The organism is Halorarum salinum (genome assembly GCF_013402875.1).
Lineage (GTDB): Archaea > Halobacteriota > Halobacteria > Halobacteriales > Haloferacaceae > Halorarum > Halorarum salinum.
Genome location: NZ_CP058579.1, coordinates 1345279 through 1370702, shown reverse-complemented (window position 1 = coordinate 1370702; position 25424 = coordinate 1345279). Strand labels below are relative to the sequence as shown.

30 protein-coding genes are annotated in these 25424 nt (G+C 71.3%); 19 read left to right on the top strand and 11 right to left on the bottom strand.

Annotation, left to right across the window (positions count from 1 at the left end; translation table 11 throughout):
* The first annotated feature begins 6 nt into the window (after window positions 1–6).
* Window positions 7–144: a hypothetical protein gene (locus HUG12_RS06510; protein ID WP_179267988.1), complete on the top strand. Its 138-nt coding sequence runs from the start codon at window positions 7–9 to the stop codon at window positions 142–144.
* Window positions 144–491 (top strand): hypothetical protein, encoded by a 348-nt coding sequence (locus HUG12_RS06505; protein WP_179267987.1) that lies wholly within the window; start codon window positions 144–146, stop codon window positions 489–491. The genes HUG12_RS06510 and HUG12_RS06505 overlap by 1 nt, the downstream gene beginning before the upstream one ends.
* Window positions 492–586: 95 nt before the next feature.
* Here HUG12_RS06505 and HUG12_RS06500 read toward each other — a convergent pair whose 3' ends face one another.
* Window positions 587–1798 (bottom strand): DUF7405 family protein, encoded by a 1212-nt coding sequence (locus HUG12_RS06500; RefSeq protein ID WP_179267986.1) that lies wholly within the window; start codon window positions 1796–1798, stop codon window positions 587–589.
* Window positions 1799–1929: 131 nt separating this feature from the next.
* Between HUG12_RS06500 and HUG12_RS06495 the strand changes: the two genes are divergently transcribed.
* From HUG12_RS06495 to HUG12_RS06475, 5 genes are all read left to right on the top strand, one after another.
* Window positions 1930–2085, top strand: coding sequence for a hypothetical protein (locus HUG12_RS06495; RefSeq protein WP_179267985.1), 156 nt, complete (start codon window positions 1930–1932; stop codon window positions 2083–2085).
* Window positions 2082–2372, top strand: coding sequence for a hypothetical protein (locus tag HUG12_RS06490; RefSeq protein ID WP_218836413.1), 291 nt, complete (start codon window positions 2082–2084; stop codon window positions 2370–2372). Before HUG12_RS06495 ends, HUG12_RS06490 begins: the two co-directional genes overlap by 4 nt.
* Complete coding sequence (locus tag HUG12_RS06485) at window positions 2365–2610, top strand: hypothetical protein (protein WP_179267984.1); 246 nt, start codon at window positions 2365–2367, stop codon at window positions 2608–2610. The genes HUG12_RS06490 and HUG12_RS06485 overlap by 8 nt, the downstream gene beginning before the upstream one ends.
* A 189-nt stretch (window positions 2611–2799) precedes the next feature.
* Window positions 2800–2946: a hypothetical protein gene (locus HUG12_RS06480; protein WP_179267983.1), complete on the top strand. Its 147-nt coding sequence runs from the start codon at window positions 2800–2802 to the stop codon at window positions 2944–2946.
* Between the two features lie 119 nt (window positions 2947–3065).
* Entirely contained in the window at window positions 3066–3227 is a 162-nt protein-coding gene (locus HUG12_RS06475) for a hypothetical protein (protein WP_179267982.1), read from the top strand.
* 115 nt (window positions 3228–3342) lie between these two features.
* Here the strand turns inward: HUG12_RS06475 and HUG12_RS06470 are convergent, their stop codons facing one another.
* A complete protein-coding gene (locus HUG12_RS06470; protein WP_179267981.1) occupies window positions 3343–3975 on the bottom strand; it encodes a TorD/DmsD family molecular chaperone in 633 nt (210 codons plus the stop codon).
* Window positions 3972–6137, bottom strand: a complete 2166-nt coding sequence (locus HUG12_RS06465; protein WP_179267980.1) for a 4Fe-4S dicluster domain-containing protein — start codon at window positions 6135–6137, stop codon at window positions 3972–3974. The genes HUG12_RS06470 and HUG12_RS06465 overlap by 4 nt, the downstream gene beginning before the upstream one ends.
* A gap of 255 nt (window positions 6138–6392) precedes the next feature.
* Between HUG12_RS06465 and HUG12_RS06460 the strand changes: the two genes are divergently transcribed.
* From HUG12_RS06460 to HUG12_RS06445, 4 genes are read left to right on the top strand one after another with little or no spacing between them, the layout of a single operon-like run.
* The gene (locus HUG12_RS06460; protein ID WP_179267979.1) at window positions 6393–9596 is read left to right on the top strand and encodes a formate dehydrogenase subunit alpha; all 3204 of its coding nucleotides are present in this window, start codon (window positions 6393–6395) and stop codon (window positions 9594–9596) included.
* Window positions 9597–9631: 35 nt separating this feature from the next.
* The gene (locus tag HUG12_RS06455) at window positions 9632–10276 is read left to right on the top strand and encodes a 4Fe-4S dicluster domain-containing protein (RefSeq protein ID WP_179270586.1); all 645 of its coding nucleotides are present in this window, start codon (window positions 9632–9634) and stop codon (window positions 10274–10276) included.
* Window positions 10273–10758, top strand: coding sequence for a hypothetical protein (locus tag HUG12_RS06450; RefSeq protein ID WP_218836411.1), 486 nt, complete (start codon window positions 10273–10275; stop codon window positions 10756–10758). The genes HUG12_RS06455 and HUG12_RS06450 overlap by 4 nt, the downstream gene beginning before the upstream one ends.
* Window positions 10755–11777: a cytochrome b/b6 domain-containing protein gene (locus HUG12_RS06445; protein ID WP_179267978.1), complete on the top strand. Its 1023-nt coding sequence runs from the start codon at window positions 10755–10757 to the stop codon at window positions 11775–11777. The genes HUG12_RS06450 and HUG12_RS06445 overlap by 4 nt, the downstream gene beginning before the upstream one ends.
* A gap of 66 nt (window positions 11778–11843) precedes the next feature.
* Here the strand turns inward: HUG12_RS06445 and HUG12_RS06440 are convergent, their stop codons facing one another.
* Complete coding sequence (locus HUG12_RS06440) at window positions 11844–12248, bottom strand: hypothetical protein (protein ID WP_179267977.1); 405 nt, start codon at window positions 12246–12248, stop codon at window positions 11844–11846.
* Window positions 12249–12373: 125 nt separating this feature from the next.
* Here HUG12_RS06440 and HUG12_RS06435 point away from each other — a divergent pair, with 125 nt between their 5' ends.
* The 3 genes from HUG12_RS06435 to HUG12_RS06425 are packed head-to-tail and all read left to right on the top strand — an operon-like array spanning window position 12374 to window position 13139.
* Window positions 12374–12562, top strand: a complete 189-nt coding sequence (locus HUG12_RS06435) for a hypothetical protein (RefSeq protein ID WP_179267976.1) — start codon at window positions 12374–12376, stop codon at window positions 12560–12562.
* Between the two features lie 2 nt (window positions 12563–12564).
* Window positions 12565–12729, top strand: a complete 165-nt coding sequence (locus tag HUG12_RS06430; protein WP_179267975.1) for a hypothetical protein — start codon at window positions 12565–12567, stop codon at window positions 12727–12729.
* 20 nt (window positions 12730–12749) lie between these two features.
* A complete protein-coding gene (locus tag HUG12_RS06425; RefSeq protein WP_179267974.1) occupies window positions 12750–13139 on the top strand; it encodes a hypothetical protein in 390 nt (129 codons plus the stop codon).
* Between the two features lie 302 nt (window positions 13140–13441).
* Here the strand turns inward: HUG12_RS06425 and cofH are convergent, their stop codons facing one another.
* Entirely contained in the window at window positions 13442–14854 is a 1413-nt protein-coding gene (cofH, locus tag HUG12_RS06420; RefSeq protein ID WP_179267973.1) for a 7,8-didemethyl-8-hydroxy-5-deazariboflavin synthase subunit CofH, read from the bottom strand.
* A 259-nt stretch (window positions 14855–15113) separates the two neighbouring features.
* Here cofH and HUG12_RS06415 point away from each other — a divergent pair, with 259 nt between their 5' ends.
* On the top strand, window positions 15114–16505 hold the full coding sequence (locus tag HUG12_RS06415) for an FAD-binding oxidoreductase (protein ID WP_179267972.1): 1392 nt from the start codon (window positions 15114–15116) through the stop codon (window positions 16503–16505).
* A gap of 57 nt (window positions 16506–16562) precedes the next feature.
* On the opposite strand, the gene HUG12_RS06410 is transcribed toward HUG12_RS06415, so the two are convergent.
* Window positions 16563–17900, bottom strand: a complete 1338-nt coding sequence (locus HUG12_RS06410) for a hypothetical protein (RefSeq protein ID WP_179267971.1) — start codon at window positions 17898–17900, stop codon at window positions 16563–16565.
* Window positions 17897–18508: a hypothetical protein gene (locus tag HUG12_RS06405; protein WP_179267970.1), complete on the bottom strand. Its 612-nt coding sequence runs from the start codon at window positions 18506–18508 to the stop codon at window positions 17897–17899. The genes HUG12_RS06410 and HUG12_RS06405 overlap by 4 nt, the downstream gene beginning before the upstream one ends.
* Before the next feature lie 151 nt (window positions 18509–18659).
* Between HUG12_RS06405 and HUG12_RS06400 the strand changes: the two genes are divergently transcribed.
* On the top strand, window positions 18660–19673 hold the full coding sequence (locus tag HUG12_RS06400; protein WP_179267969.1) for a phosphoribosylaminoimidazolesuccinocarboxamide synthase: 1014 nt from the start codon (window positions 18660–18662) through the stop codon (window positions 19671–19673).
* 42 nt (window positions 19674–19715) lie between these two features.
* On the opposite strand, the gene HUG12_RS06395 is transcribed toward HUG12_RS06400, so the two are convergent.
* The 3 genes from HUG12_RS06395 to HUG12_RS06385 form a co-directional block, all read right to left on the bottom strand.
* On the bottom strand, window positions 19716–19856 hold the full coding sequence (locus HUG12_RS06395) for a hypothetical protein (RefSeq protein WP_179267968.1): 141 nt from the start codon (window positions 19854–19856) through the stop codon (window positions 19716–19718).
* A gap of 42 nt (window positions 19857–19898) precedes the next feature.
* On the bottom strand, window positions 19899–20822 hold the full coding sequence (locus HUG12_RS06390) for a formyltetrahydrofolate deformylase (protein ID WP_179267967.1): 924 nt from the start codon (window positions 20820–20822) through the stop codon (window positions 19899–19901).
* A gap of 204 nt (window positions 20823–21026) precedes the next feature.
* The gene (locus HUG12_RS06385; RefSeq protein ID WP_179267966.1) at window positions 21027–21947 is read right to left on the bottom strand and encodes a 2-dehydropantoate 2-reductase; all 921 of its coding nucleotides are present in this window, start codon (window positions 21945–21947) and stop codon (window positions 21027–21029) included.
* Between the two features lie 270 nt (window positions 21948–22217).
* Here HUG12_RS06385 and purS point away from each other — a divergent pair, with 270 nt between their 5' ends.
* From purS to HUG12_RS06370, 3 genes are all read left to right on the top strand, one after another.
* Window positions 22218–22469, top strand: a complete 252-nt coding sequence (gene purS / locus HUG12_RS06380; RefSeq protein WP_179267965.1) for a phosphoribosylformylglycinamidine synthase subunit PurS — start codon at window positions 22218–22220, stop codon at window positions 22467–22469.
* A 61-nt stretch (window positions 22470–22530) separates the two neighbouring features.
* A complete protein-coding gene (gene purQ, locus HUG12_RS06375) occupies window positions 22531–23205 on the top strand; it encodes a phosphoribosylformylglycinamidine synthase I (RefSeq protein ID WP_179267964.1) in 675 nt (224 codons plus the stop codon).
* Between the two features lie 62 nt (window positions 23206–23267).
* The gene (locus HUG12_RS06370) at window positions 23268–24065 is read left to right on the top strand and encodes a hypothetical protein (RefSeq protein ID WP_179267963.1); all 798 of its coding nucleotides are present in this window, start codon (window positions 23268–23270) and stop codon (window positions 24063–24065) included.
* A 217-nt stretch (window positions 24066–24282) separates the two neighbouring features.
* On the opposite strand, the gene HUG12_RS06365 is transcribed toward HUG12_RS06370, so the two are convergent.
* Window positions 24283–25383 (bottom strand): archaeosine biosynthesis radical SAM protein RaSEA, encoded by a 1101-nt coding sequence (locus HUG12_RS06365; RefSeq protein WP_179267962.1) that lies wholly within the window; start codon window positions 25381–25383, stop codon window positions 24283–24285.
* Between the last annotated feature and the right edge of the window lie 41 nt (window positions 25384–25424).

Sequence of the window (25424 nt, the reverse complement as noted above, 5' to 3'; positions counted from 1 at the left end):
CCGTCCATGCAGCACGAATCCGCGGACCGCGGGGAGCCCCGCGTCGGACGCGCCGAGGGAGTCGTGGCGTCGGAGGGGCCGGCGTCCGGGACGCTCGCCGCCGGCCGCGGCGTCGGATCGGGCGTCGAGGGGGCGTCGTCCTGATGGCGCTTTCGTTCCCGGTGAGCGACCGCCTGGCGGCGGCGGCCGACGAGTGGGCCGACCAGCGGATGATGGAGGAGGAGGAGGCGCTGGAGGTGAAACTCGAGCAGGCCCTCCTCGAGATCGAGCACCTGGTCTCGGGCGCGACCGAGGTGACGTTCGAACTCGAGGACGGCGGCGAGCTCGTCCGGTTCGCCCCCAGCGACGACCTCGAGGCGTTCCTCGCGTCACAGGCCGGGTCGGCCGATCTGGCGCCGGAACGCCTGCTCGCGCTCCACGTCGACCTGTTCGCGTCGGTGTTCCTCGAGGGGGACGACGAGCGGCCGCCGAACGCGCCCCCGTCCGGGTAGCCGCGGCCCCGTCGGGAACCGACCCGGTCGTCGGGCCAGGCGAACCGGGCGACGGACCGGCGGCCGACCGGGAACACGGACCCCGGGACGACGTGCTACGTGACGGTCAGCGGGAACGCACGCTTCTCCCGCGGCGGGACGACGAAGTTCGCGCGCGAGCGGACCCGGATCACGTCGAGGATGCCGTTGTTCACCCGGTCGGTGATGTCCGGCGAGTCGTCACGCAGGTACCAGCCGTTCATCGACTTGCGCGTCCGTCGGAAGTCGTCCAGGCTCCGCTGGAGGGCGAGGAAGTGGACGCCAGGGCGGCCGCCGTCGACGGTGTTGAAGTCCCGCCTGAGGATCACCGGTTCGCCGTCCTCCCGGACCCGCGCGACCTTCTCGTGGTGGCCGACCACGCCGTGCTCGCCGGCGTGGGCCTCGACCGCGTTCGCGAACGGCACCCGATCGGTCATGCCCGCCACGTCCTCGGGCGTCGTCTCCGCGTCGAACATCCGCTTCACGCGGTCGGCCTCCGGGCGGTCGTACCACCGGCGGAGGTTCAGCGCGAGGTGGCTGAGGTGCATCGTCGTCCCGCCCTCGAGCGGGCCGTCCTCGATGGTCACGCGGTCCTCGCTCGCCTGGGTCCCCTCGCGGCCGGAGCGGAACCCGGTGAACATGGGTGCGTCCTCGGCGATCGCGTCGGCGGGGACGCCCTCCGCGTCCGCGTGGGCGGCCGGGAGCCCCTCGCCGAGGAATCCGGTCCGGCGCGAACGGCGGTCGAACACGTCCGTGAGCCGGTGCTCGACCGGGGTGCCGTTCAGTTCGTCGCGGTCGCCGAACAGCGCGCCCTCGGCCGCCGCGACGTGTGAGGGGACGTCGGATTCGAGCACGAGCGCGGCGTCGAACCGCAGGAGGTCGGGGTCGTCGGTCCGCGAGAGCACCGTCGGATGCTCGGTCGGGACCCTGCCGAGGGCGCCGTGCTCGTCGAGGTAGTTGGTCCCCCAGGCGAGGAGGTGGAACAGCCCGTCGGGACTCCACTCGAACGCCCCCTCCAGGCCCCGCAACGCCCGTTCGACGGTCCGGCCGGCCTCGGCGGACGGCTCCCGCCGGAGGTCCAGCAGCAGCACCCGCCTGTGGCGCGCCTGGAGCGGGTTGCCGTCCGAGTCGCGCCGGAGGCGCTCCCGCTGGGCGAACTGGCGGCGTGGAACGTCGTGCGGGTTCGCCAGGAGGTCCAGTCCCGGCGGCGGCCGAAGTCGGGCACAGCCGGCGGCCGCGACCCCCACCGCCGCGGAGAGCCTCCCCAGCAGGCTCCGTCTCGACGGCATCAGGGTGCTCAACGGCGTACGCGGGCAAAAGGGTTCGCCAGGCTGTTCGAGCCTCGCCGGACGGTTCGAGTCTGCCGTTCGACGACCGGGGGCGCAACCCCTATGGTCACGCGAGCTAGTCACTCCTTCACATGGGCATCCTGCTGCACGTCCTCTCGGACCTGCCGCTCGCGCTGGGGCCCGCGCTGGCGCTCATCGCCGTCGGGACGCTGGTGCTCGTGGTCGCGGCCTACGACGCCTACCGGTCGTACGTCACGGGCCGCCCGTCGGGGGGTGGTGAGCGGTGAGCAACGGGACCGCCGCGGCGGTCGAGTCGGACCCGGGCGGCGCGTCGTGGCGGCGCGCCCTGTACTACGTCAGGGTGGCGGAGTTCGTCCTGGCGGCGCTCGTCGGGCTGTCGGTGCTCGCGGTCGGCACGGTCGCGGTCATCGCGGAGGTGAAGGGCACCTGGCACTGGGCGATCCACCTCGAGTCGACGATCAGCTACATGGGGATCTTCATCGGCGTCCAGACGGCCGTCCTCGTGCCGCTGGTGCTGACCTCGCTGGTCGCCCGGAGGGCGTTCGATGCGTAGCCCGCGCGTCGCGTCGCTCGCCCGCGGGTTCGCGGCGCTGTCGTTCCTGGGGCTGGTGCTCTCCGTCTCCGCGGTCGCGGTCGTCGCGGTCGGCGCCGAGTCGGTCCAGACGTGGACGTGGTACTTCCGGATGGAGCGGGCGATGGCGCTCGGGACGCCGCTGGTGCTCGCGTTCGCCGCGTGTTCGCTCGTCGCGGGGTTCGTGGTCGTGTGGGTGGCGGGCGAGAGCGACCGGTAGGGGTCCCCGGCGAACGGAACCCGAAGTCGCCCACGGAACGCTGTCGAACTCGCCGGGGGGCGGTTTTATGCGACCCGGGGCGCTACTTCGTGGGGAACGATGCCGATGGACGCTCGAACCACATCCGAACGAACTCCGGCCGTCCTGGAACGGTTTCCGGCCACCGTCGGGCGCTCGCCCGTGGCGTAGATGCCGTACTTCGAGTGTGCCAACTGCGGCCTGCTGGCCGACGTCGGCACCTTCGAGCGGACCGAACTGCGCCAGCACTGTCCCGAGTGTGACGAACAGACGACGTGGACCGTCGCGTTCGACTCCGACCGGGGAGTGTCGTTCTGAGCTCCGCGTCCGGGGGCGGGAACTCGAACGGTCGACGGGGAACGGTCGACGGGACTCCAGCGCCGCCGGCCCGCGGAAGCCGCGATAGGACTAAGTGCGGTACGTGTGAACGGATACCTATGACACACAAGGACAGCGGCTGGCGGCCGAAGGGCGCCACGGAGAAGTACAACGGCTTCGAGGTGTGGGACCACGGCGTCCGGCCGAACGAGATAAACGACGGCGAGGTCGACGGGGAGATCAGGTTCGACTTCCTCGAACGCGAGGCCGAGGAGGAGTAACCCGTTTTCCGTCCGGCGACGCGCTACCGTCCCGTAGCGGGGCGTGTTGGGTTCCGCACGTCTTCCCCCACGCTCCGCGAGCAGTCGCGCGTCCCCGGTCCGTGCGATCGCGCGCCTAGCCGGCCACGACCTGCGCGACCAGTTCGTCCTCGAACTCGACGAGCCCCGCGAGGATCAGCCCGGCTGCGAGGAAGAGCCCGGGGTCGGCCTCCTCGCGCAGGTCGGCGACGAACGCGTCGACCCACTGCGTCAGGTGCTCGTCCAGGAACACGCGCTCGTAGCCGAACGACTCCTCGCGCTCGTCCCGCTGGACCCCGACGAGGTGCCGGAGGAACGCGAGTTCCACTGCGACGAAGTCGTTCTCCTCCGGGTACTCCTCCGGGGGCGACCAGCCCGCGGCGGAGTAGCTCGCCTCCACCTCCGCGAGCCCCTTCCCGATGAAGTCGGTGTCGTCCCGGTAGTACGTCTCGTGGGGGAGCACCGGCGGACGCGGGCCGACGAACAGCGAGGTGTACTCGCGTTCGAGCGCCTCGTGGACCTCCTCGACCGGCTCCCCCCGGTGGGCGTCGCGCCACCGCCGGAGCATCTCGAACCCCTCGTCCATGGGGTCGTTCACCGGATCGGCGGGGAGGACGATCCCGTCGCCGAGCAGGCGCTCGACGAACCCCTCGCCCGGGACGTCCCAGAACGCCTCGATCAGGAAGTCCACGACCTCGACGCGCGCCTCGTGGATCTCGTCCTCGTTCATCGGCCCGCCCCACCCCCGAAGAGCAGGCTGGTCCGACAGTCGCCGCAGTACTCGAAGACGCTGTGCTCGCCCCCGGGCACGACGCCCTCCACGAGGTCGCCCACCTCGGCCTGCACCTTCTCGGCGGAGCCGACGCTCGTGAACGGCTCCCCGCATCGGACGCACTCCAGCATCTCGCCGTCGTGGACGGTCACCCACGGGTCGCCGTCCCGGCGCTCCGGGAGCAGCGAGAGGTCCAGGCCGTCGCGCATCGTGATCGCGGTCTCGGGACAGCCCTCCTCGCAGAGGCCGCAGTTGACGCACAGTTCGTGGTTGAACTCGAGGTTCCCCCCGTCGGTGCGGCGGACGGCGTCGGTCGGACAGAGGTTCGAGCAGGTCGGCGTCAGGTTGCAGGCGTCGCTCACCTCCATGCTGCCGAAGTCGGAGAGGCCGCGGATCACGTCCCGCTCGGGGTCGACGTGCCGGAGGATCGTCCGCACCGACTCGAGCGTCCAACCGTGGCCGTCGAACGTCGGGTTCGGGCGACCCCCGTCGGCCTGGACCGCGGGCGACCCGCCTACGCCGCCGGCGGTCGGTTCGTCGATCCGGCCCGTCGCCTCGTGCTCGCCGGCGGGGACCGGCGAATCGTCGAGTCCGTCGACGAACCCCGCGAGTTCGGCGGCGAACGCGGCCGGGTCGTCCCCCGGGGCGAGGAAGGCGACGCGCTCGCCCAGCCCGAGGTCGGCCGTCGCCCGGTTGCACCGTTCGACCAGCGCGGCCTTCGGGTCGGGACCCGAGTGGAGGCACGCGTCCCCGCAGCCGACCACCGCGACGCCGTCGGCGCCGGCCGCCAGCGCGTGCACGACGTGGGGTTCGCCCACGGTGTCGGTGCAGTTCACGGACACGGGGAGGACCGGCGGGTACCGGCCGTCCTCGCCGCGCGCGGCGCGGCGCCCGTACTCGCGCAACCGCTCGCGGGCGCGCTCCGAGCAGACGAACGCGACCACCGGCGTCCCGATCCCCTCGGACCCCCGCCAGGGGAGCCAGCCCCCCGACTCCTCGGTTCTCAGCGACGCCTCCACCTCGCGGGCGATGCGCTCGTTCGAGGGTTCCCGCAGCATGGTCGCGCCGGTCGGACAGGCGCTCGTGCAGGCCCCGCAGTTCTGGCAGGCGATCGGGTCGAACTCGACGCGGTCGACCGCCGGACGGTCGACGGCGTCGTGCGGGCAGGCGTCGGTGCAGGCGGTACAGCCCTCCTGGCTGGAGGCGCCCGCCGCGCAGACGTCCATCTCCAGGTCGAGGAACTCCGGCTTCTCGACGCCGCCGAGGTGCGACTCGACGGCCGCGATCGTCGCGCCGTCGACGGGGCCGGTGTAGTAGCCGACCCGGCCGCCCCGCGCCCCCGAGTCGCCCGCCGGGTGGATCACCTGGTCGACGCTCAGGCGACGCGTCACGCCGTCGAGGTCGATCGCGTCGGTCGGGCAGACGTCGACCCACTCGCCGCCCGGGGCGTCGGGGTCGACGTCGACGGGGCGGGCCGTCACCTTCCCCTCGGGCCCCTCGCGGACGCACTCCATGCAACCGATGCAGTCGTCGGTGACCCGCGCGGCCAGCGTGAGTTCGAACCCGCCGAACGACCCCTCGACGGCCGTCACGCGGCCGCGCTCGACGGTCACGTCCCCCAGGCCGTCCGCGCCGGAGAAGTCCCTCCCGTCGGCCACGAGCGTCACGTCGGCGGTGTCCGAGAGCGTCGCCGCGGTCTCGGGGTCGCCGATCACCGCCACGCGCTCGCCCGCGTCGCGCGAGACGGTCCGGGAGACGGCTTCCGCCCGGAGCCCCGCGTTCGCGGCGTTGAGCAGCCGCGCGACCTTGTCGGTGGCCTCGGGTCCGTCGTGGACCCAGGCCGCCCCCTCGCGGTGGTCCACGAACGCGGTGGCGTCGGGGTGGAGCCCCTGCTCCTCGGCGACCGCCCTGATTCGGTCCTTGCAGCCCCCGTCGACGGCCGTGACGAGGAGCTGGTCGAGGTCGTACTCGTCGATCACGTGGGCCATCGAGTCCAGCCCGTCCCGACAGAGGAGCCGCGAACTCGCGGCCACCTCGACGTCGCGCACGCCCTCGCGGACGGCCTCCAGGTCGACGTCGCACGTCCCGCCACACGCGCAGGCGAACGCCCCGGTGTTCATCGTAACTGCTAGCTCATAGCACGGTGATATGCCTTGCGGGGAAATGAGTTTCATCGAACAGCTTCCCGATCGATTCGTTCGCCTCCGGAACCGGTCGTCAATCGTCCCGTTCGAGGAGGAACCCGGTAAACAGCGGCCTCCGACGGCGCAGATCCGGGGGGAGTCCGTCCCCCATCTTAATGTACGTGTATTACAATTAGTCGTGTGGGTAGTTAGCACCATGCAACCGACAGCGTGGAGGGACGACGGGGGCGCATGAGCACCGAACCAGTCTCCCTCGACCTCGACCGGCGGACGTTCGTGAAAGCGAGCGCGCTCGCGGGGGCGGTGGCGCTCGGCGGCGGCGGCGCCGGGCACGCGCTCGCACAGTCCGACGACGAGACCGACGGGACCGACACGGACGGGGAACTGACCAAGACCATCTGCAACTTCTGTGCCGTCGGGTGCGGGTTCCGCGGCGAGCGGACCGGCAACGCGTTCGTGGGCCAGGAGCCCTGGCACGAACACCCCGTGAACAACGGGTCGCTCTGTTCGAAGGGGGCCGCTATCTACGGGAGCGAGCACTCCGAACGGCGGCTGAAACACCCCATGCAGAAGGTGGACGGCGAGTGGCAGAAGATCTCCTGGGATCGGGCGTACGACGAGATCGCCTCAGAGATCGAGCGCGTGTGGGAGGAGCACAGCCGCGACAGCGTCATGCTCCTCGGGAGCGCCCACCACGCGAACGAGGAGTGCTACGCGATCCGGAAGCTCGCGGCGTTCATGGGGACGAACAACATCGACCACCAGGCGCGCATCTGCCACTCGACGACGGTGACGGGCCTCGCGAACACGTGGGGCTACGGGGCGATGACGAACTCGATGAACGACTACCGCAACGAGGATCTCCTCATCATCATCGGGCAGAACCCCGCGGAGGCCCACCCGATCGCGATGCAGCACATCCTGGAGGGACAGAAGCGGGGCGGCACCATCGTCTCCGTCGACCCGCGGTACACGAAGACGTCGGCGCACGCGGACCACTTCTTCCGGCTGCGACCCGGAACCGACGTCGCCCTGATGATGGGGCTCGTCCGGTACCTGCGCGACCGGGGCGAACTCGCGATCGACGGCAGCGACGACTCCGGGCAGAACATGCTGAGCGAGCGGGTCATGGGCTGGCCCGACGCCGAGGCCGAACTCGACCGCTACGACCTCGACACCGTCGCGGACATCACCTGGATCAGCAGGTCCGACCTGGAGGCGCTCGGCGACCTCATCATCGAGAACAAGCCCAACGTCCAGATCGAGTGGGCGATGGGCGGCACCCAGCACAACAACGGCACCCAGAACATCCGCTCGTACGCGCTGACCTCGCTCGCGTCGGGGAGCGCCGCCCGTTCCGGCGGCGGCCTCCAGGTGATGCGCGGGCACTCGAACGTCCAAGGCGCGACCGACCTCGGCGTGGCGAGCCACATCCTGCCGGGCTACTACGGGCTCGATCCGGGCGGCTACTCGTGGTGGGCAGACGTCTGGGACACGAGCCCGTACACGAGCGGCTCGACGAGCTTCGAGGACCTGTACGACCGGTTCGAGCTGATGCCGGAGGACCTCTACCTCCGCCAGTCGGACGCGGACTCGGTCGACGACTCGTTCCCGAGCGAGCGGTCGATGATGTTCCAGAACGGGCTCACCGTCGCCCGCTGGTTCGAGGCGGCGCTCTCCCAGGAGGACCGGCTCCAGGAGACGCCGCTCTACCAGCCCGACGAGGTCAAGATCGCGTTCTTCTGGGGACACTCGACGAACTCGATCAGCGAGATGCGCCGGATGAAGCAGGCGATGGAGCAACTCGACCTGCTGGTCGTCGTGGACCTGTTCCCGTCGCTCGCCAGCGTCCTCGCGGACCGCGACGACGGGGTCATCCTCCTGCCCTGCGCGAGCCAGTACGAGCACTACCGCTCGGTCACGAACTCGCACCGGGCGGTGCAGTGGTCCGAACCGGTCCGGCCGCCGAGCCACAACACGAAGCCGGACATGCAGATCATGCAGGAGCTGGCGGACCGGCTCGGCTTCGGCGAGCACTTCGACTGGGGCACCGGCCCCGACCTCTACAGCGGGCGCTCGACGTACGAGGACTGCCTGCGCGAGATCAACCTCGGGACGATGACCATCGGCTACCGGCAGGACCCCGAGCGCCTCCAGCAGCACCTGGAGTACGACTGGGCGTTCTCCACCGAGACCACCCGGGCCGACGCGCCCGGGCTACCTGTCTCGGGCGACTACTGGATGCTCCCGTGGCCGTGCTGGGGCGAGGGCCACCCGGGGACGCCGATCATCTGGAACGACGACCTGGATCCGAACGACGGCGGCCAGGACTTCCGGACCAGGTGGGGCGTCCAGGCGCCCACCCCCGAGGAGTGGAGCAGCATGTCCTCGGAGGAGTACCCGTTACGGGAGACGGTGAACCAACAGGGCCAGGAGGGGCTGAACCTGCTCCGTGACCCCTACGAACCCGACTGGGCCGACGGGGAGATCCGCGGCATCCCGGAGTACCCGGGCTGGAAGACGACGATGCCGCCGGACCCGAGCAACTCGGACGCGCTCCCGCTGCCGTTCGAGTACGCGCTCGACCCGAACAGGTCGGTGTACGACGCCGCGCGCGACCTGGTCGAGCAGGGGATCAAGACCGAGGAGGACCTCGGCATGCCCCTGAGCGAGTGGGAGCAGTACGACTTCCCGCAGCCGGACCCGCCCACGGGACGCGGGCGGGCCCGCGCGGTCGTGTGGAGCTTCCTGGACAAGGTGCCGGTGCACCGCGAGCCGATCGAGAGCCCGCGGCCCGACCTCGTCGAACAGTGGCCGGCCAACGGCCAGCAGCAGAACTTCTACCGGCTCGACCAGAACAACGCGGCGGAGCAGGAGCAGGCGACCGCGGCCGCGGCCGACCAGGGCATGGACGTCATCATGACCACGGGCCGGCAGGTCGAACACCAGGGCGGCGGCTCGGAGTCGCGTTCGAACGTGTTCCTCGCGGACCTGCAGCCGCACATGTACGCCGAGATCCACCCGAACATGGCCGATGATCTCGGCGTCGACGGGGGCGACCTCGTCGTCGTCTCCACCACCGACCGCGGGTCGGTGCTCGTGAAGGCGCGGGTGACGGACCGTCCCAACGACCGGGAGGTCTTCCTCCCGTTCCACTGGGGCGGCGTCTTCCAGGGGAAGAGCCTGGAGGACCAGTACCCCGACGGCCACGCGCCGTTCGCCATCGGCGACAGCGTCAACAGCATCACCTCGCGGGGCTACGACGTCGAGACGCAGATGCAGGAGACGAAGGCGGCGCTGGTCAAGGTGCAACCGGCGACCCAGGAACTCCTGGAGGAACTCAACATGGACGCCGAGATCGACTTCCCGCAGGACCGCGAGGGCTTCGGGAGGCAGAAGGACTACGACGTCCGTGACGGCGGGGCGGTCCAATGAGGTGATCGAAAATGTCAAACGCACCTAAAGAAGTGATGGGACAGGGCGTCATGACCGTCGGCGAGGACGCTCGCATCTTCCCCGACGTGGAGGCGTGTATCGACTGCGGGGGCTGTGTGGTCGCCTGCAAGCGGACGTGGGACGTCCCCCGTGACGAACAGCGGATCAGCATCTCGACGATGCTGGAGGGCCAGGAGGCGGCGGCCGGCCTGAACGCCAACGCCACGGAGGCGCTCCGGCAGGGGCAGTCGCCCGGCGAGACGTCCATCCCGATGCAGTGTTACCACTGCGAGAACGCGCCGTGCGTCTCGGTGTGCCCGGTCGACTCGCTCGTGAAGAAGGAGGACGGCTTCGTCGAGGTCCGCGACGACCTCTGTGTCGGCTGCCAGTACTGCCTGTCGGCCTGTCCGTTCGGCGCGCCGCAGTTCCCCGCCGAGGACGAGGGCGCGGCGTCGCTGGTCGGCGCCGGCGGCGTCATGGACAAATGCACGATGTGCGAGGAGCGCCAGGAGGTCGGCAAGGGACCCGCCTGCGCCGAGGAGTGCGCGACCGACGCCATCCTCGTCGGGACCCCCGACGACATCGCCACCGAGCTCGACAGGCGCGGCAGCGGCACCTTCTTCAACGACGGGGCGATGGAGATCATCTTCGGCGAGGACGCCGAGGTGTTCGAGTCGTGAGCTACCGGGAGCACCTCCCGGAGACGCGGGGGTACGGCGGCACCGCAATCGCCGTGAACGCGCTGATCGCGGTCGTGGCGACGCTCGCGATCCTCTGGTGGGCCAGCGGCTTCGGCCCGTTCTACGAGGAACTGTTCCGCATCGATCCAACGTTCACGGGCGCGAACGCGGGCGTCGGCGCCGACTGGGCGGAGGGCAACCAGATCGTCTGGCTCGACTTCGCCATCGCGATCACCCACGCGGCCGACGTCATCATGGGCGTGTTCATCCTGTTCATGGTGTTCCTCCACTGGGGCGCGTTCCGGCGGCTCGCCGCGCGGATGCGCGCTCCGGGGGAGTCCCCGGAGACCGACGAGACGGTCGCGGCCGACGGCGGCCGGGCCGCCGACGCGGCCGGCGGTCAGACGGACGGCGCCGCTGACGACGCGACCGGCGAAGCCGCGGACGATGCGGCCCGGAGCGACGGGGGTGACGGGCCGTGACGCAGCTCGACCACGGGAAATTCACCCGCATGACGACGACGTTCCACACGCTGCTGGCGCTGGACGTCTTCGTCCTGTTCTTCTCCGGCTACAGCATGATGTTCAACGACGAGCTGTGGTGGCTCGTCGGGCTGATGGGCGGGGCGACCGGCGTGGTCGCGGTCCACCGCGTCGCCGGGGCGGGGCTGCTCGTGCTCGTCCTCTTCTGGATGCTCATGATGGTGACGACCGACACGGGCCGGGGGAACTTCCGGGAGATCCTCCCGGGCAGGGCCGACGTCGACGCGATGGTCCAGGACGTGAAGTTCCTGCTCGGGCGCGCCGAGGAGCGCCATCCGAACGCCCGCCAGTTCGCCGGCGGCACCGCCGACGACATCCCGCTTCTCACCTACATCGGGAAGGGCGTCGTGTTCATCTTCGCGATCGAACTGGCGCTGCTGTCGATCTCGGGGGTGCTCATCTGGAGCAAGTCCGGGATCATCGAGCTGATGGCGACCCGGACGGCGGCGATGGCGTTCGTCACGTTCCACGGCCTGCTCGGGGTCATCATGCTGATGGGCGTGATGTTCCACATCTTCGAGCACGGCTTCCACCCCGCGTTCTACCCCGTCGAGGTGAAGGCGTTCATCCCGCGCTCGATGATCCCCGAGTACCACGCCGACGGGGGTGAGGAGGGCGAGCGAGCGGAGGAGGCCCGCACCGGCATCGAGCGGCTCGAACTCTCCCCGTCGTGGAACGCGGCCTCGACGATCGTCGGGGCGCTCACCGTCATCGGCATCGTCTCCGTGTTGCTGGGGAGCGTCTTCGACGAGGGCTACCCGGTGCCGCGCGAGATCGTGATCGGCGGCGGCCCGACGAACCTGCTGCTCACGGTCGGCATCAACGCGGGCATCTTCGTGCTGTTCCTCGGGCTGATCCTGCAGATGTACGGGAACCTGCTCCGCGTGCGCTGGGAGCGCCAGCTTGAGTCGGAGGAGCGTCCCCCGGCGGCGACCGACGGGGGCGAACTGCGGGAGTGAGCGGGCGACGCCCCACGCCGACCCGCCACCGTCCTTCGACGCGACGACGCTCCGGTTCCGGGTCGGCTACGTCCCGACGCCCAGCGACAGGCTCTCCTCGCTGAGTTCGACGCTCACGTCGTTGTTCGTGTGGGTGTTCGCCTGCTGGACGTTCCGCGTGAGCACCTCGAGGACGTCGGCCGGCTCGGGGTACACCAGCATGTTGCCGTCGTCGTCCTCCATCACGAGCTGGGTGTCCGAGAGCTGTATCTCGTCGCCCGCGATGGAGGCGACCACGACCGGGAGCGCCTCCGCGCCGCCGGCGTCGCCCTCGGCGACCTTCGTGATGTAGATGGCGTCGATGCCGATGAGGTCCTTGTACTCCCGGACCGTCTCCGCGCAGGTCACCATGTCCCGCGTGACCGCCGTCTTGTCGGGGTTGCCGTGCTCGCCCTCGTGGCAGTGCTTGCAGACCCGCAGTTCCATCCGCATGGCCGCGAGTCCGTGACGCCGGCGGAAATACGTTCCGTCGGTTCGGACCCGTCACGCGGCGGAACTGCCGCGATCGTGCGGTTCCGACACCGAGTTTTAACACCGACGGACGTGTAACTCCACTTATGGCCGACGCACTCACCGCCGTGTACAGCATCGCCGTCCTGCTGGCCGCCGTCGTGGGCGTCGCCGGGGTCGTGTACGCGACCAGGGAGACGGGCGAGGCCGACCTCACGCGGATCGGGCTCGCCGGCGCGGGCGTCCTGCTGTTCGTGGTCGCGCTCGTCGTCACGATGCTTCAACTCGGAGCGTAGGCGTGCTCCGACGCCCGCACGACTGCGACCGCTGCGGGCGGACCATCGATCCGGGCGAGGAGTACGGCGCGGTCGACGCCATCGATCCCGACGGCGACCTCCGGGTGCTGCTGTGTGCCCCCTGCGCCGGCGACCTCCGGGCGTTCCTCGACGGCGAACTTTTGTGACCGGGGCCGAACCGGGAGGTATGGACGCGTCCATCGACCTCGGCGTACCCCGCGGCGTGCTCGAATCGCTCCCGGAGGAGGACGACGCCGCCGCGGAGGACATGCGGAGGGCCGTCGCCGGCTACCGGGCCGCGCTCGAGGCCGCCATCGAGGCGGCCGACGACGAGGGGGAGGCCGCCGAGGCGGCCGTCGACCTGCTCGAACACCTGGAGGAGCGGATGGAGACGTACGACGAGTTCGTCCCGGAGCTACGTGCGTGGGGCCAGTCGCCCATCTACGCGATCGCCTGGCGGAACCTCTGTGCGGAGCTCTCGGCGCAGGTGTACGAGGTGGACTGGCTGGCCGAGCGCATCGACCGGGAGCGGAACTTCCGGATGGTCGAGGACGGCATCCGGTTCGGGAAGCGGTAGTCTCGGTCGCCGGTGTCCTTGGCGGTACGGTTTTCGGACTGACCGATAGAGAGGCTCGAAAGCCCCCGGCTTCTGCGTGAAGCACGACGAAGCAAGCACCGCAGTGGAGTGAGCGGAGCGAACGGAACGAGGAGCACAGCGAGGCGCGCGAGCGCAGAAGCCGGCCCGTTCAGTCCCACCCCGTGGACGGTCGGGTCAAGCGTCGCCACCCGACTGACACTGATACCGCGGCTGCCAGTCGGCCGGTCGTCCCTGGCGGTCCGTCCGAATCGTCGCCGTCGGAGAGTCGGAATCGTCGCGGTTCAGTCGTCGGCGACCGCGCTGGAGTCGCCCGCGGCCCGCTCCTCGCGCTCCTCCGGGGTGAGAAGCGGCGTCCCGTCGGCCCGTGGGCCGAGCGTCGGGCCGAAGGGGCCGCCCTCGTCCGGGTCTATCTCGCGGGTCGTCCGGTAGTCGGTCGAGCGCTCGACGGGGGTCCGGCCGATCGAGGTCACCATCTCCACGTAGTCGTCGAAGCTCCGGAATTCGCCGAACTGCCCGCCGGCGCGCTTGGTGATCTCCTCCGAGAGGATGGTGCCCATGAAGTCGTTCGCGCCACACGAGAGCGTCTTCAGCGCCTTCCCGTCGCCGTACTTCACCCACGACGTCTGGACGTTCTCGACGTTGTCGAGGAACAGGCGCGCGACCGCGATGAGCAGTTCGTCCTCGTCGTCGCTCGCGCCGCCCGAGACGACGCCGTGCTCGAACAGCGGGGTGCGCTCGTGGACGAACGACAGCGGGACGAACTCGGTGATGCCGCCGGTCCGGTCCTGGAGGTCCCGGAGCCGTTCGAGGTGGATCGCGCGGTGCATCTCGTTCTCGACGTGGCCGTACATCATCGTCGAGGTCACGTCGAGGCCGGCGTCGACGGCGCCCTCCATCGCCTCCAGCCAGCCCGCCGTGTCGATCTTCCCGGGACAGATGACGTCCCGGACCTCGTCGACGAGGATCTCCGCGGCGGTGCCGGGCGCCGAGTCGAGGCCCGCCTCCCGGAGTTCGGCGTACACCTCCTCGTAGCTCCAGTCGGTCCCCCGCCGGGCGTGGTACGCCTCCTCGGGGGTCATCGAGTGGAGATGGACGCCCCCGACCGACATGGCCTCCATCTGCTCGACGTAGGTGCCGGGGTCGACGACGTACCGCTCGGGCGGCTTGTAGTTCACCTCGCGTGCGGGTTCGTCGAACCCGGCGAGCATCTCGTGGTGCTCGTCGTCCAGCGCGAACGCGGGGTGGAGCCCCGAGACGGAGGTGACCTCGTAGATGCCGCGGTCGAGGCCCGCCTCGACGGCCTCCCTCGATTCCGCGGGCGTCTTGGTGAACCCGCCGTGCTCGCCCTCGTGCCTGGCCTCGAACTGGTGGGCGGTGTCCTTGAAGTTGCAGAACAGACAGCCGGTGTTGCACGCGGTGGTGACGTTGTTGTTCAGGTTCGCGACGAACGTCACCCCGTCGCCGACCGTCTCGGCGCGCCGGCGGTCGGCCGCCTCCAGCACCAGTTCCTTTCGCTCCCGGCCGATCCCGTCGGCGTCGGTGCCCGTCGTCAGCAGTTCCACGGCGTCGTCGACCGTCAGGCGTACGCCGTCGCGCGCCTTCGCCAGCGCGTTCTCGAACGACTGGTCGGTCTCGGGGACGTGGTCGAACCCGAGGTCGTCGGGGTCGAGGTCGGCGGCCGACGGGCGCGTCATCCCCTGGACCATCGCCGGCCCGGAGTAAAAGCGGGACGGTACCGGACCCCCGGAACCCCCGGCCCCCGTCGTCCCCGGCGGACCCGTCGTCCCCGGCGGACCCGTCGTCCCCGGCGGACCCGTCGTCCCCGGCGGACCCGTCGTCCCTGGCTGACCCGGCGGACCCCGGGTGCGGGCCCGGCGTCTCAGACGACGTTCGACACGTCCGCCGATCCGACCGACCGGAGCCCTCTTGTCCGTCCGCGTGCCCCCTGACCACATGAGCCAGGGATTCGACCGGGAACTCCGGTTCCTCGACGACCTCGCGCTCGACGGGGAGGTCTCGCGGGGGCCCTCGGACCGCGGCACGCACGCCGGCAGTTACGACACCGCGCCCGCCGACGAGGTGCACCCGGACGCGGTCGTCTTCGCGGGGTCGACCGCGGACGTGTCGGCGGTGCTCGCGGCGGCCGACGAGCGCGGCGTCCCCGTCACCCCGTACGCGGCCGGAACGAGCCTCGAATCACACGCGACGCCCGTCGAGGGCGGCGTCAGCCTCGACCTGACGCGGATGGACCGCGTGCTGGAGGTCCGACCCGACGACCTCACGGTCGACGTCGAACCGGGCGTGATCGGCGGCGACCTGAACGAACGGGTCGCCCGCCACGGCCTCACCTTCCCGCCGCTCCCCTCCTCGGGCGCCATCTCTACGGTCGGCGGCATGATCGCCACCGACGCCTCGGGAATGGGGACGGTGAAGTACGGCGAGGTGGGCGACTGGGTCCGCGCGCTGGAGGTCGTCCTCGCGGACGGGACGGTGATCGGGACGGGGACCGGGGCCGCCAAGAGCTCCAGCGGCTACAACCTCACCGACCTGCTCGTCGGCTCCGAGGGCACCCTCGGCGTCGTCACCCGGGCGACGCTCGGACTCGCGGGCATCCCCGAGCAGATCCGCGGCGGGCGGGCCGTCTTCCCGACGCTCGCGGACGCGACCGCGGCGGTCCGGGACGCCGTCACCTCCGGCGTCGACGTGGCGAAGATCGAACTGATGGACTCGGACGCGGCGGCGCTCGCCAACGACTACTCGGGCACCGACATGCCCGAGCGCCCGATGGCGTTCGTCGAGTTCCACGCCGACCACGGGGTCGACGAGGAGGTGGCGTTCTGCGAGGCGGTGTTCTCGGCCCACGACGTCGAGTCGTTCGAGGTGGACGACGGCGACGGGATGGCCGACCTCTGGACCGCCAGGCGCGACATCACGTACGCCGCCGACGAGTGGCGGGAGGGCGCCTCGATGGGCCACCCGGGCGACGTGACGGTTCCCATCGGGAACTACCCGGAGATGATCCGCGCCGTGAAGGAGGCCGCCGCCGATCACGACCTGTTCGTCCCGGCGTTCGGCCACGCGGGCGACGGCAACCTCCACTACTTCGCCGTCTACGACCACGACGACCCCGACGAGTCCGCCCGCGCCGAGCGCGTCTACGACGACCTCGTGGAGCGCGCGCTCGAACTCGACGGCACCGTCACGGGCGAGCACGGCATCGGCCGCGGCAAGCGCGCGTACCTCCGCCGGGAGCACGGCGACGCGGTGGACGCGATGCGAGCGATCAAGGACGCGCTCGACCCGAACGGCACCCTGAACCCGGGGAAGGTGTTCCCCGACGAGTAGTCCCCCGCTTCTGACGACCGGCCTGCCGACCGTCGGACGACCGCGACCCGCCGACCGTCACGCCAGCGCGTCGTCGACGACCCGCGTCGCGTCCGGGGTCGCCCGCGTGACCGCCTCGATCCAGACGTACTCGCCGTACGCGCCGGCGATCTCCCGCCGGTCGGGCTCGGACCCGGAACCGAGCACCCCGTCCGGCCCCTCGAACGCCGGCACGAGCCGCCAGGCCGTCCACCGCTCCAGCGGGGACCCCGAGGCGACGAGGTCGGCGACGGCGTCGATCGCCGCGGCCCGGGTTTCCTCGATCGCGGCCGCGTCCGGGGGAAACAGGTCCTCGCCGTCGTCGACGCGGTCGCGGACCGACTCGACCGCGTCGAGCGTCGCGAACGTCCAGTGGGTCTTTCGAACCGTGAGCGCCGGATGGGTCGCGTCCGCGTCGGGCCACGCGATCGGCCCGAACCGGATCTCGTCGAATGCGTCGTACACCTTCTCGGAGAGGAGGCGGACGCCGGGCGCGTCCCGGGGCGCGTCGCGCTCGAGGAGGTCGTCGGATCCTGGTGCGACGTGGAGACGCCCCGCGTCCTCGCCGTGGAGTCGCCGGAGGCGGCGCTCCGTCTCCGGGCCGAGCGCCGCGACGGCCTCCGTCAGCGCCTCCTCGACCGAACGCGGCTGATCGAGCCCCTCGACGTACCGGTCCCGGAGGAGCACGGCCGTCTCGAGTTCGACCCGGATCCGCTCGACCTGGCCGGTCACGCGGCCCATCCGCAGCGGGTTCGCCCGCTCGGCGGCCGCCGGCCTCCCGACGAGGGTGTCGCGGCGGGCGACCGCGAGCCACTCCTCGGGTTCGCCGTAGACGACCGCGGCCTCGGCTGGTCCAGCGGCCGCGTCCGGGAGGTCGGTTTCGAGGTCGTCGACCCGGTTCAGAACCCGCGCCGTCGACTCCGTCACGTTCTCCAGTTCGCGCGTCGTGCTGATCGCCGCCCACACGCCCGCCGCCGTCGCGGCGCGCTCGCACGCGTCGGCCCCCGCGGCGACCGTCGGGAGCGTGCCCGCGGCGGCGTCCATCCGATCGAGCGCCGTCCGGGCGTCCCGGCGCTCGCTCCGGATCGCCTCGCGCATCTCCCCGTTCGGGAGCGCGTCCGCGGTGAGCGGCCGGGGGATCGGCGCGAGTAACTCGTCCACGCGTTCGGTGAACCCGGCGAGTCGCTCGTCCGGAACCGACACCGGAAGCGGTTCCGGCCGGTCCGGGACCGGGTCGTCGGTCACGGCGCCCAGCCCCGACCGGTCGAACGCCGGCGGGTCGGCCCAGTACCGGTCCCGCCCGCCCCCCGAACAGCCGGCGAGGGTCACGCCCCCGAGCAGCGCCAGCGCCGTCCGGCGGGTGTACCGCCGGCTCATCGGTCCGGCGCCTCCGTCGCGGTCGCGTCTATCGTCCCCCAGTCGACCGCCGAGTCCCGGCACGGCGACCGACCGCCCGCGCCCGCGCTCCTGATCTCGGCCTCGAGGACGGCGGGGATCCGGAGGAACAGTCCGACCGCCTCGCGGGTCCCGCTCTCGCAGCGGACCGTGGCCGGGCGCAGCTCGCGGCAGTACTCGTACTCGACCCGCCCCGGCTCCCACGTGACCGAGCGGATCCGGAACCGGTAGCACGACTCGATCGTCGCCCGGGCATGGTAGACCGTCTCCGCCGAGAAGTCGGTCGCCGCGAGGAACGCCCGCGTCGACTCGACCTGCTCGTCGGGGACGCCCGGCGCGAACTCGATCGAGTCGGCCGAGTCCGCGTCGGTGATCAGCTCCCGATTCCCCGCGGGTCCGTCGTCCTCCCCCATCGACTCGATCACGGACTCGCCGTCGAGGTTCCGGGGCTTGCTGACCTCGGGGTCGCGCTCGGTTCCGGAGGGTCGGGCGGTCGTCGGGCCGTCGGGCGACCCGGCCCCCGAGCAGCCGGCGAGGCCGGCCGCCAGGGGGAGGGCCGCACGGAGGAGCGTTCGCCGCGTCGGGGACATGCGCGTGGCGTGGGTCAGGACCGGATAAGGCCTTTTGGGTACGTCCCCGCTCCGGCCCACACGCCACGAACGTGCATATCCCGACGCGAGCGAGGAACGAGGTACGCACGGGATTGAAAGATTCATACGCCCCGCGCCCGCCCACACAGCCATGACGAGCGTCAAGGAGTTCCGCGTCGAGCGCGCGCCGACCGACGCGGCCCCCGGGGCGGGAAGCTTCGTCTTCACCGACGACTACTCCGTCTTCGACTGGGGGAAGATGCCCGACGGGATCCCCGGGAAGGGCGCCTCGCTCTGTACGATGGGCGCGTTCAACTTCGAACTGCTCGAGCGGGTCGGCGTCCCGACCCACTACCGCGGGGTCGGCGCCGACGCGACGCCCCTGGCCGACGCCGGGGACCCGCCGCGCGAACTCGCCATCGACCTCGTGAACGTCCCGGATCTCCCCCACGCGGACGGCGAGTACGACTACGACGCCTTCCACGCGGCGGCCGGGTCGAACTACGTCGTCCCGCTGGAGATCGTCTTCCGCAACGCCGTCCCCGTCGGCTCCAGCCTCCGGTCGCGTGCGGCCCCGCGCGACCTGGGGCTCGACCGCGGCGAGTGGCCCGACGAGGCGGTGTCGCTCCCGGACCCGGTCGTCGAGTTCTCCACGAAGTTCGAGGAGCAGGACCGCTACCTCGACCGCTGGGAGGCCGACGAGATCGCCGGCGACGCCGACGTGGGGGAGCTGGAATCGGTCGCACGTACGGTGAACGACCTGCTCACCGACCGGGCCGCCGAGGCCGGCTTCGTCCACGAGGACGGGAAGATCGAGTGCCTGTCCGCCGACGGCGAGGTCCGCGTCGCCGACGTGGTCGGCACGTTCGACGAGAACCGCTTCGCCTACGACGGACAGGAGGTGTCCAAGGAGGTCGTCAGGCAGTACTACAAGCGCGAGCACCCCGAGTGGGTCGAGGCAGTCGGGGAGGCGAAGGCCCGCGCGGACCGCGAGGACGTCGCGGACTGGCGGCCCCTGTGCGGGGTCGAACCGCCCGCGCTCCCCGACGACGTGATCGAGGCGGCCGCCGACGTGTACGCCGCCGGCGCGAACGCCTACACCGGCGAGGCGTGGTTCGACGCGCCCGACGTCGGGACGGCGGTCGAGCGGGTTCGGCGCCTCTAGCCGGCCGGTTTTCCGCGCCGTCCGGGGTTCGTTCCGGCGTCCTCACGCCGGAACCGGGTTCGGAAGCCGGGCGAGAAGCCCCGTTACGTACCAGACCAGCAGCGTGATCGCCGCCAGTACCGTCGCCAGCAATCCGGCGACGATCCACACGTCGTCGGGGACGCCCTCCTCGCGCCGCTCCATGAGCGGTCGTGGTCCCGGGTCGGGAAAACAGTCCCGTCCGCGCTACTCGGCCTGCGGCGTCGGGACGGACGCCTCGGGGGAGGCGATCCCCCCGAGGTCGTACTCGGCCGCGTCCACGTCCTCCCGGACGTGGGTCCGCCCGCGTCGGATCACCAGCGCGTCGTCGAGGTGCGCGCGGAGCGCCTCGACGAGCGCCTCCGACTCCAGCGGCTGGCCGCGCTCCTTCAGGTCGTCCGGGTCCGCACGCGGCGGCACCGCGAAGCCGCGCTGGGCGACGACCGGCCCCTGGTCGAGGTCGGTCGTGACGTAGTGGGCCGTGACGCCGGCGACGCGGGCGCCGCCCTCGACGGCCTGTCGGTACGCCTCGGCGCCGGGGAACGCCGGAAGCAGCGACGGGTGGACGTTGATGATGCGGCCCTCGTACCGGAACACGACCTCCGGCGAGAGGATGCGCATGAAGCGGGCCAGCGCGATGCAGTCCACGTCGTGGTCCGCCAGCAGGTCGAGCAGTTCGGCCTCGTCGTGGGAGCCGTTCTCGTCGCCGACGTCGAAGAAGGGGACCTCGAACTCCGCGGCCAGCGGCTCCAGTGCGTCCCGATTGCCGGCCATCACCGCCACGTCGGCGTCGAGCGTGCCGTCCTCGCAGGCCGAAAGCACCGCCCGCGGGGCGTGCTCCTCCTTCGTGACGAGCAGGCCGATCCGTCGTGCGTCGCGCTCGTCGGGGAACCGGACGCGCACGTCGACGCCGAGATCCTCGCCGAGCGCCGCCAGGTCCTCCCGGAGCGTGTCCGGCTTGCAGACCATCCCGGCGGCGTCGGCGTGCAGGCGCATCCGGAACACGCCGTCCCGGACCGCCTGGTCGAGGTCCTCGATGTTGCACCCCCGCTCGAACAGCAGCGAGGTGACGCGGGCGACCAGTCCGGTGTCGTCGTCTCCCACCACCACGATCTCGGTCAGCTCGCTCATCGGCCGCTCACCTCCGACGCGTCCGAACGGGACATGGAGACGTGTTCCGGCTTCGGGGTGATGCCTCTGTCGCTTCGAGCGAGGCTGGCCGCCCGCCCGTCCGCCGGCGGGGCGCCCGACCGAACGCCGGCCTCCACGGACGACGGACTGCGAGCGGAACGGCGGGTGCCGCGACCGGCCGGATTCGTCCGGCCCGCGGGTCAGTCACGCGTTTCGATCCGCCCACGGGCGCAGGATCGCGTGAACGGCCTCGTTCATCGGCGCGTCGACGCCGACGCCGCTCGCGTGTCGAACCACGGAGCCGTGGAGGGCGTCGAGCTCCATCCGCTTGTCGTGGGTCAGGTCGTAGTGGAGGGAGGAGTACGTGTCCGGTTCGAGCCCGCTCGCGAACTCGAGCCACTCGGCGACGGTCCCGTCGGGGAGGTCGACGCCCTCCGCCCGCGCGACCGCGGACACCTCCTCCATGATGCGGCCGTACATCTCCCAGGCGGCGTCGGTCTCGCGGATCTCGCCCAGCGGAAGCCGGGTCGCGGCCGTCATCCCCGCCTGCGCGCAGATGAGGGCGAACTTCCGCCAGAGTTCGACGGAGACGTCGTCCGCGAGCACCGCGTCGATCCCGTCGCACCCGGAGAGCGCGTCGTCGAGCGCCGCGATCCGGTCGGTCCTTCGCCCGTCGAGTTCGCCGAAGACGAACCTCGCGGGGCCGCCGGTGTGTTCCACGACGCCCGGCTCCTTGATGGTCGAAAAGACGTACGCGACGCCGCCGACCACGTGGTCCTCGCCGATCGTTTCGGCGATCCATCGCTCGTTGTCGACGCCGTTCTGGAACGAGACGACGGCGGTGTCCTCCCCGAGAAGCGGGGAGAGGTCCGTCGCGGCGGCCCGGGTGTCGTACGCCTTCACGCAGAACAGCACGTGGTCGCACGGACCGACGTCGGCCGGGTCGTCGGTCGCCGGGAGATCGACCGTCGTATCCCCGGCGACGCTCTCGACGTGCAGTCCCTCGTCTCGAAGGGCGGCGAGGTGGGACCCCCGTGCGATGAGATGGACCTCGTGTCCCGCGTCGGCGAGTCTGGCGCCGAGGTAGGCGCCGATTCCCCCGGCGCCGAAGACGGCGAATTTCATACGACGAGTGCGGGACGCCCGATGAAAAGGGTTGGCTCGTCCGTCGCGACGCGTCCTCCCGTTCTGAGGGGGCCGTCGATCCGTCCCGTGTGCCGTCGGCCAGCGGCCGACCGCGGCGGGTTCGACGTCGACGATGGAACGACAGGAACGGCCGGCGAACTCCGGGGCGGCGGCGGTCACGCGGCCACCTCGCCGGACGCCGATACACGATCGTGCTGATTACTGGGCGAAATGGTAACCGACTTTAGGCACGACCGCGCAGTACGGACGATGACCGCCTACACTGCCACGGTGACCGTGCGGCTCAAGCGCGGGGTGCTCGACCCGGAGGCGGAGACGACGAAGGGGGCGCTCGAACGCCTCGGGTTCGAGCTCGAGGCGCTCCGCGCGGCCGACCGGTTCGAGGTGGACCTCGAGGCCGCGGACGCCGACGCGGCGCGCGACCGGGCCGACGAGATGGCGGAACGGCTGCTCGCGAACCCGACCATCCACGACTACGACGTGGGCGTGACGGAGCGATGACCGCCTCGGTCGTCACCGCGACAGCGACGCCCATGACCGACGCACGCGGGGGTGCGTCGGAGTGACCGTCTCGGTCGTGCAGTTCGGCGGGTCGAACTGCGACCGCGACGCCGTCCGCGCGCTCTCCCATCTCGACGTCGACGCCGAGCGCGTCTGGCACGAGGACGGCCTCCCGGCGGACACGGACGGCGTCGTCGTCCCCGGGGGGTTCTCCTACGGCGACTACCTCCGCGCCGGCGCGATGGCCGCCCGGACCCCGGTCATGGACGAGGTGCGGTCGCTGGCCGAGGAGGGCGTCCCCGTGCTCGGCGTCTGCAACGGCGCACAGATCGGCTGTGAAGCCGGCCTCACTGAGGGCGCGTTCACGACGAACCGCTCGGCGCGCTTCCAGTGCGAGCACGTCCACCTCCGCGTCGAGCGCGCGGACACGCCGTGGACCCGGGCGTACGACGAGGGCGAGGTCCTCGAGGTCCCCATCGCGCACGGCGAGGGGCGCTTCGAGATATCGGACGAGCGGCTGGCGCGGCTGAACGGGGAGAACGGGGTGCTGTTCCGCTACTGCGACGCCGACGGGAACGTCACCGACGAGGCGAACCCGAACGGCTCGACGGAAAACGTCGCGGGCGTGCTCGGCGAGCGCGAGACGGTCGCGGTGATGATGCCCCACCCCGAGCGCGCGACGCTCCCGGACGTCGGCGGGACCGACGGGCGGGGCGTGCTTCGGGCGTTCTCGTGAGGTTCCTTCCCGAACCGAGCGGACGGGACACCGTTAAGTCGGCTCCCTGACGTCCACGCGTCATGCGTTCCGTTCGACAGGCGCTCGAAGCCGTCCCGCTCCGGCCGGCCTCCTCGGGGGAGCCCCCGGCGGCCTCCTGGGCGTTCGTGGCTCTCACGGCCGTGTACGCCGGAATCATGTTCTGGGCCGCCGTGATCGCGGCGACCGATGCGCCGCCCCACGTCGGCTGGTCGGTCCTGGTCGGGGTGGCCGTCGGGGCGGTCGCGGTGGCGTTCGCCGCCCTCACCGTCTCCGGGGAGGAACGGTCGGACGCGTCCGAGGACGAGCGCTCGGACGGGAACGACGGAAAGGACGTAACGAACTGGGCGTACGCCCTGATCGGCCTCCCGCCGGTGATCTTCGGCGTGATCTACGGGACGGTGACGTGGACGCTCTGGGGCGATACGACGACGGCAGTGGTCGTCCAGGCGACGCTCCTGCTGCTCGTGTTCGGGACGTACGCCCGCCCGTTGATTCCCCACGAGATCGACGCGCTCGACGGGGACGAACTGGTCGACGCGCTCGACAGGCACATGCACGACTGGTGGGGGTTCGCGCAGCTGTCCGCGTCGGTCGTCCTGGCGTTCGGCGTCGGCGTCGCCGCGGGCCTCCTCCAGAACGACGCCTCCGTCGGTTCCGCGGACTTCGTCCGCCTCGCGGTGACGACGTTCCTCGGCGTGGCCGCGCTGTGGGCCTACGCGCTGTGGAAGATCCGGGCCGTGGGCGCGCGCCGGCGCGTCCCGTTCGCCCGAAACGCGGACGTGGACGGCACGGACGGCGGGGCGAACGAGACGGACGAGGCCGACACCGTCGCCCGGTGATCGGACGGCGCCGGTCGACCGCCGCTCACCGGCGTCTCACTCCCGACACTCGACCGGCGAGTCGGTCGCCATCCACTGGCCCGGACGCGCCCGGTCCCGCAGTTCGATCCACCCCGATCGACAGACCACGCACTCGACTGATTCCATGAGTGTTCGGTCGGGTCGACGGGGGGCGACCGCTTGGTTAGCCACCTTCTAGCGGCGGTTCCGCGGCGGCTCAGCGGGTGAGCGGTCCCGCGAAGCTCGCCCCCTCCTCCAGCACGAGCTCCCAGGTCCGCTCGCACTCGCAGGACACCTGGTCGAACACCGAGGGGTCCTGCCGGAGGTCGAAGTCCTTGATGGCGGTCTGGACGCGGTCGTCGCAGTCCCCGCAGTTGTGGGGGCCGCGGTCGGAGCCGTGGCCGACCGGGTCCGAGACCACGATCGCGTCGACGTCGGCCGTGCGCCGGAGGACCTCGGCGACCGACCAGAGCCACGGCGGGCGGTAGCCGCCGCGGAAGTGGAGTTCGTCGACCATCGTGTACCGCTGGACGTTGCAGGGGTTCATCGAGACGGTGTGACAGCCCTCGACGGCCGCACAGCGCTCGACCGAGGAGACCATGTCCTCCAGCGCCTCCGACTCCGAGAGGAACGGGGGCTTCATCAGGAGGTACGCCTTCACGCCCGCGCTCGCCGCGTCCCCGTCCGCCTCGCTCGCCTCCGCACACGCGTCCTCGAAGTCCGCGAAGTCGAAGTACTTGTTCACGCAGTCGTGGCGCACGCGGTCCGTGGCCGTCTCCAGGCCGACGGCGACGTCGGTGTCGAGGCCCCGCTCGGTGAAGTCCCGGAGCTTCCCCGCCGAGACGAAGTCGGGGAGCGACTCGACGACGATCCGCTCGCGGTCCGCGAACGTCTCCGCGATGGCCGCGCGCGTCTCGGCCGGCACCTCGCGCTCGTCGAGGAACGAGCCGGAGGTGTAGATCTTCACGAGCGGCGCGGGCCCATCGTCGTCCCCCGAGTGCTCCGCCTCGTGGTCGAGACAGACGTCGATCTGGTCCAGCAGCGCCTCGTGGGCGACGCTGCCGCCCTCGACGGACTCGGCGACGTAGCCGCACATCGTACAGCCGCCGGCGCGGGCCCACCGACAGCCGCCGGTGTTGAGGATGATCGTCAGCGACCGCTTGACGCCGTCGGGGGTGTTGTCCTCGTCGAGCCACACCCGCGTCGGCTCGTGGGGGTCGTAGGTGGCGTCCTTCTCGGACCGGATGTCGCGCATCACCTCGTTGTGCGCGTCCATCCCGCGTCCCCGCTCGGACGGTTCGGGGCTCGGCGTGCTCATTGGCGGGACTGGGTGCCTCCCGGGGAAAACGGCTTCGCTCG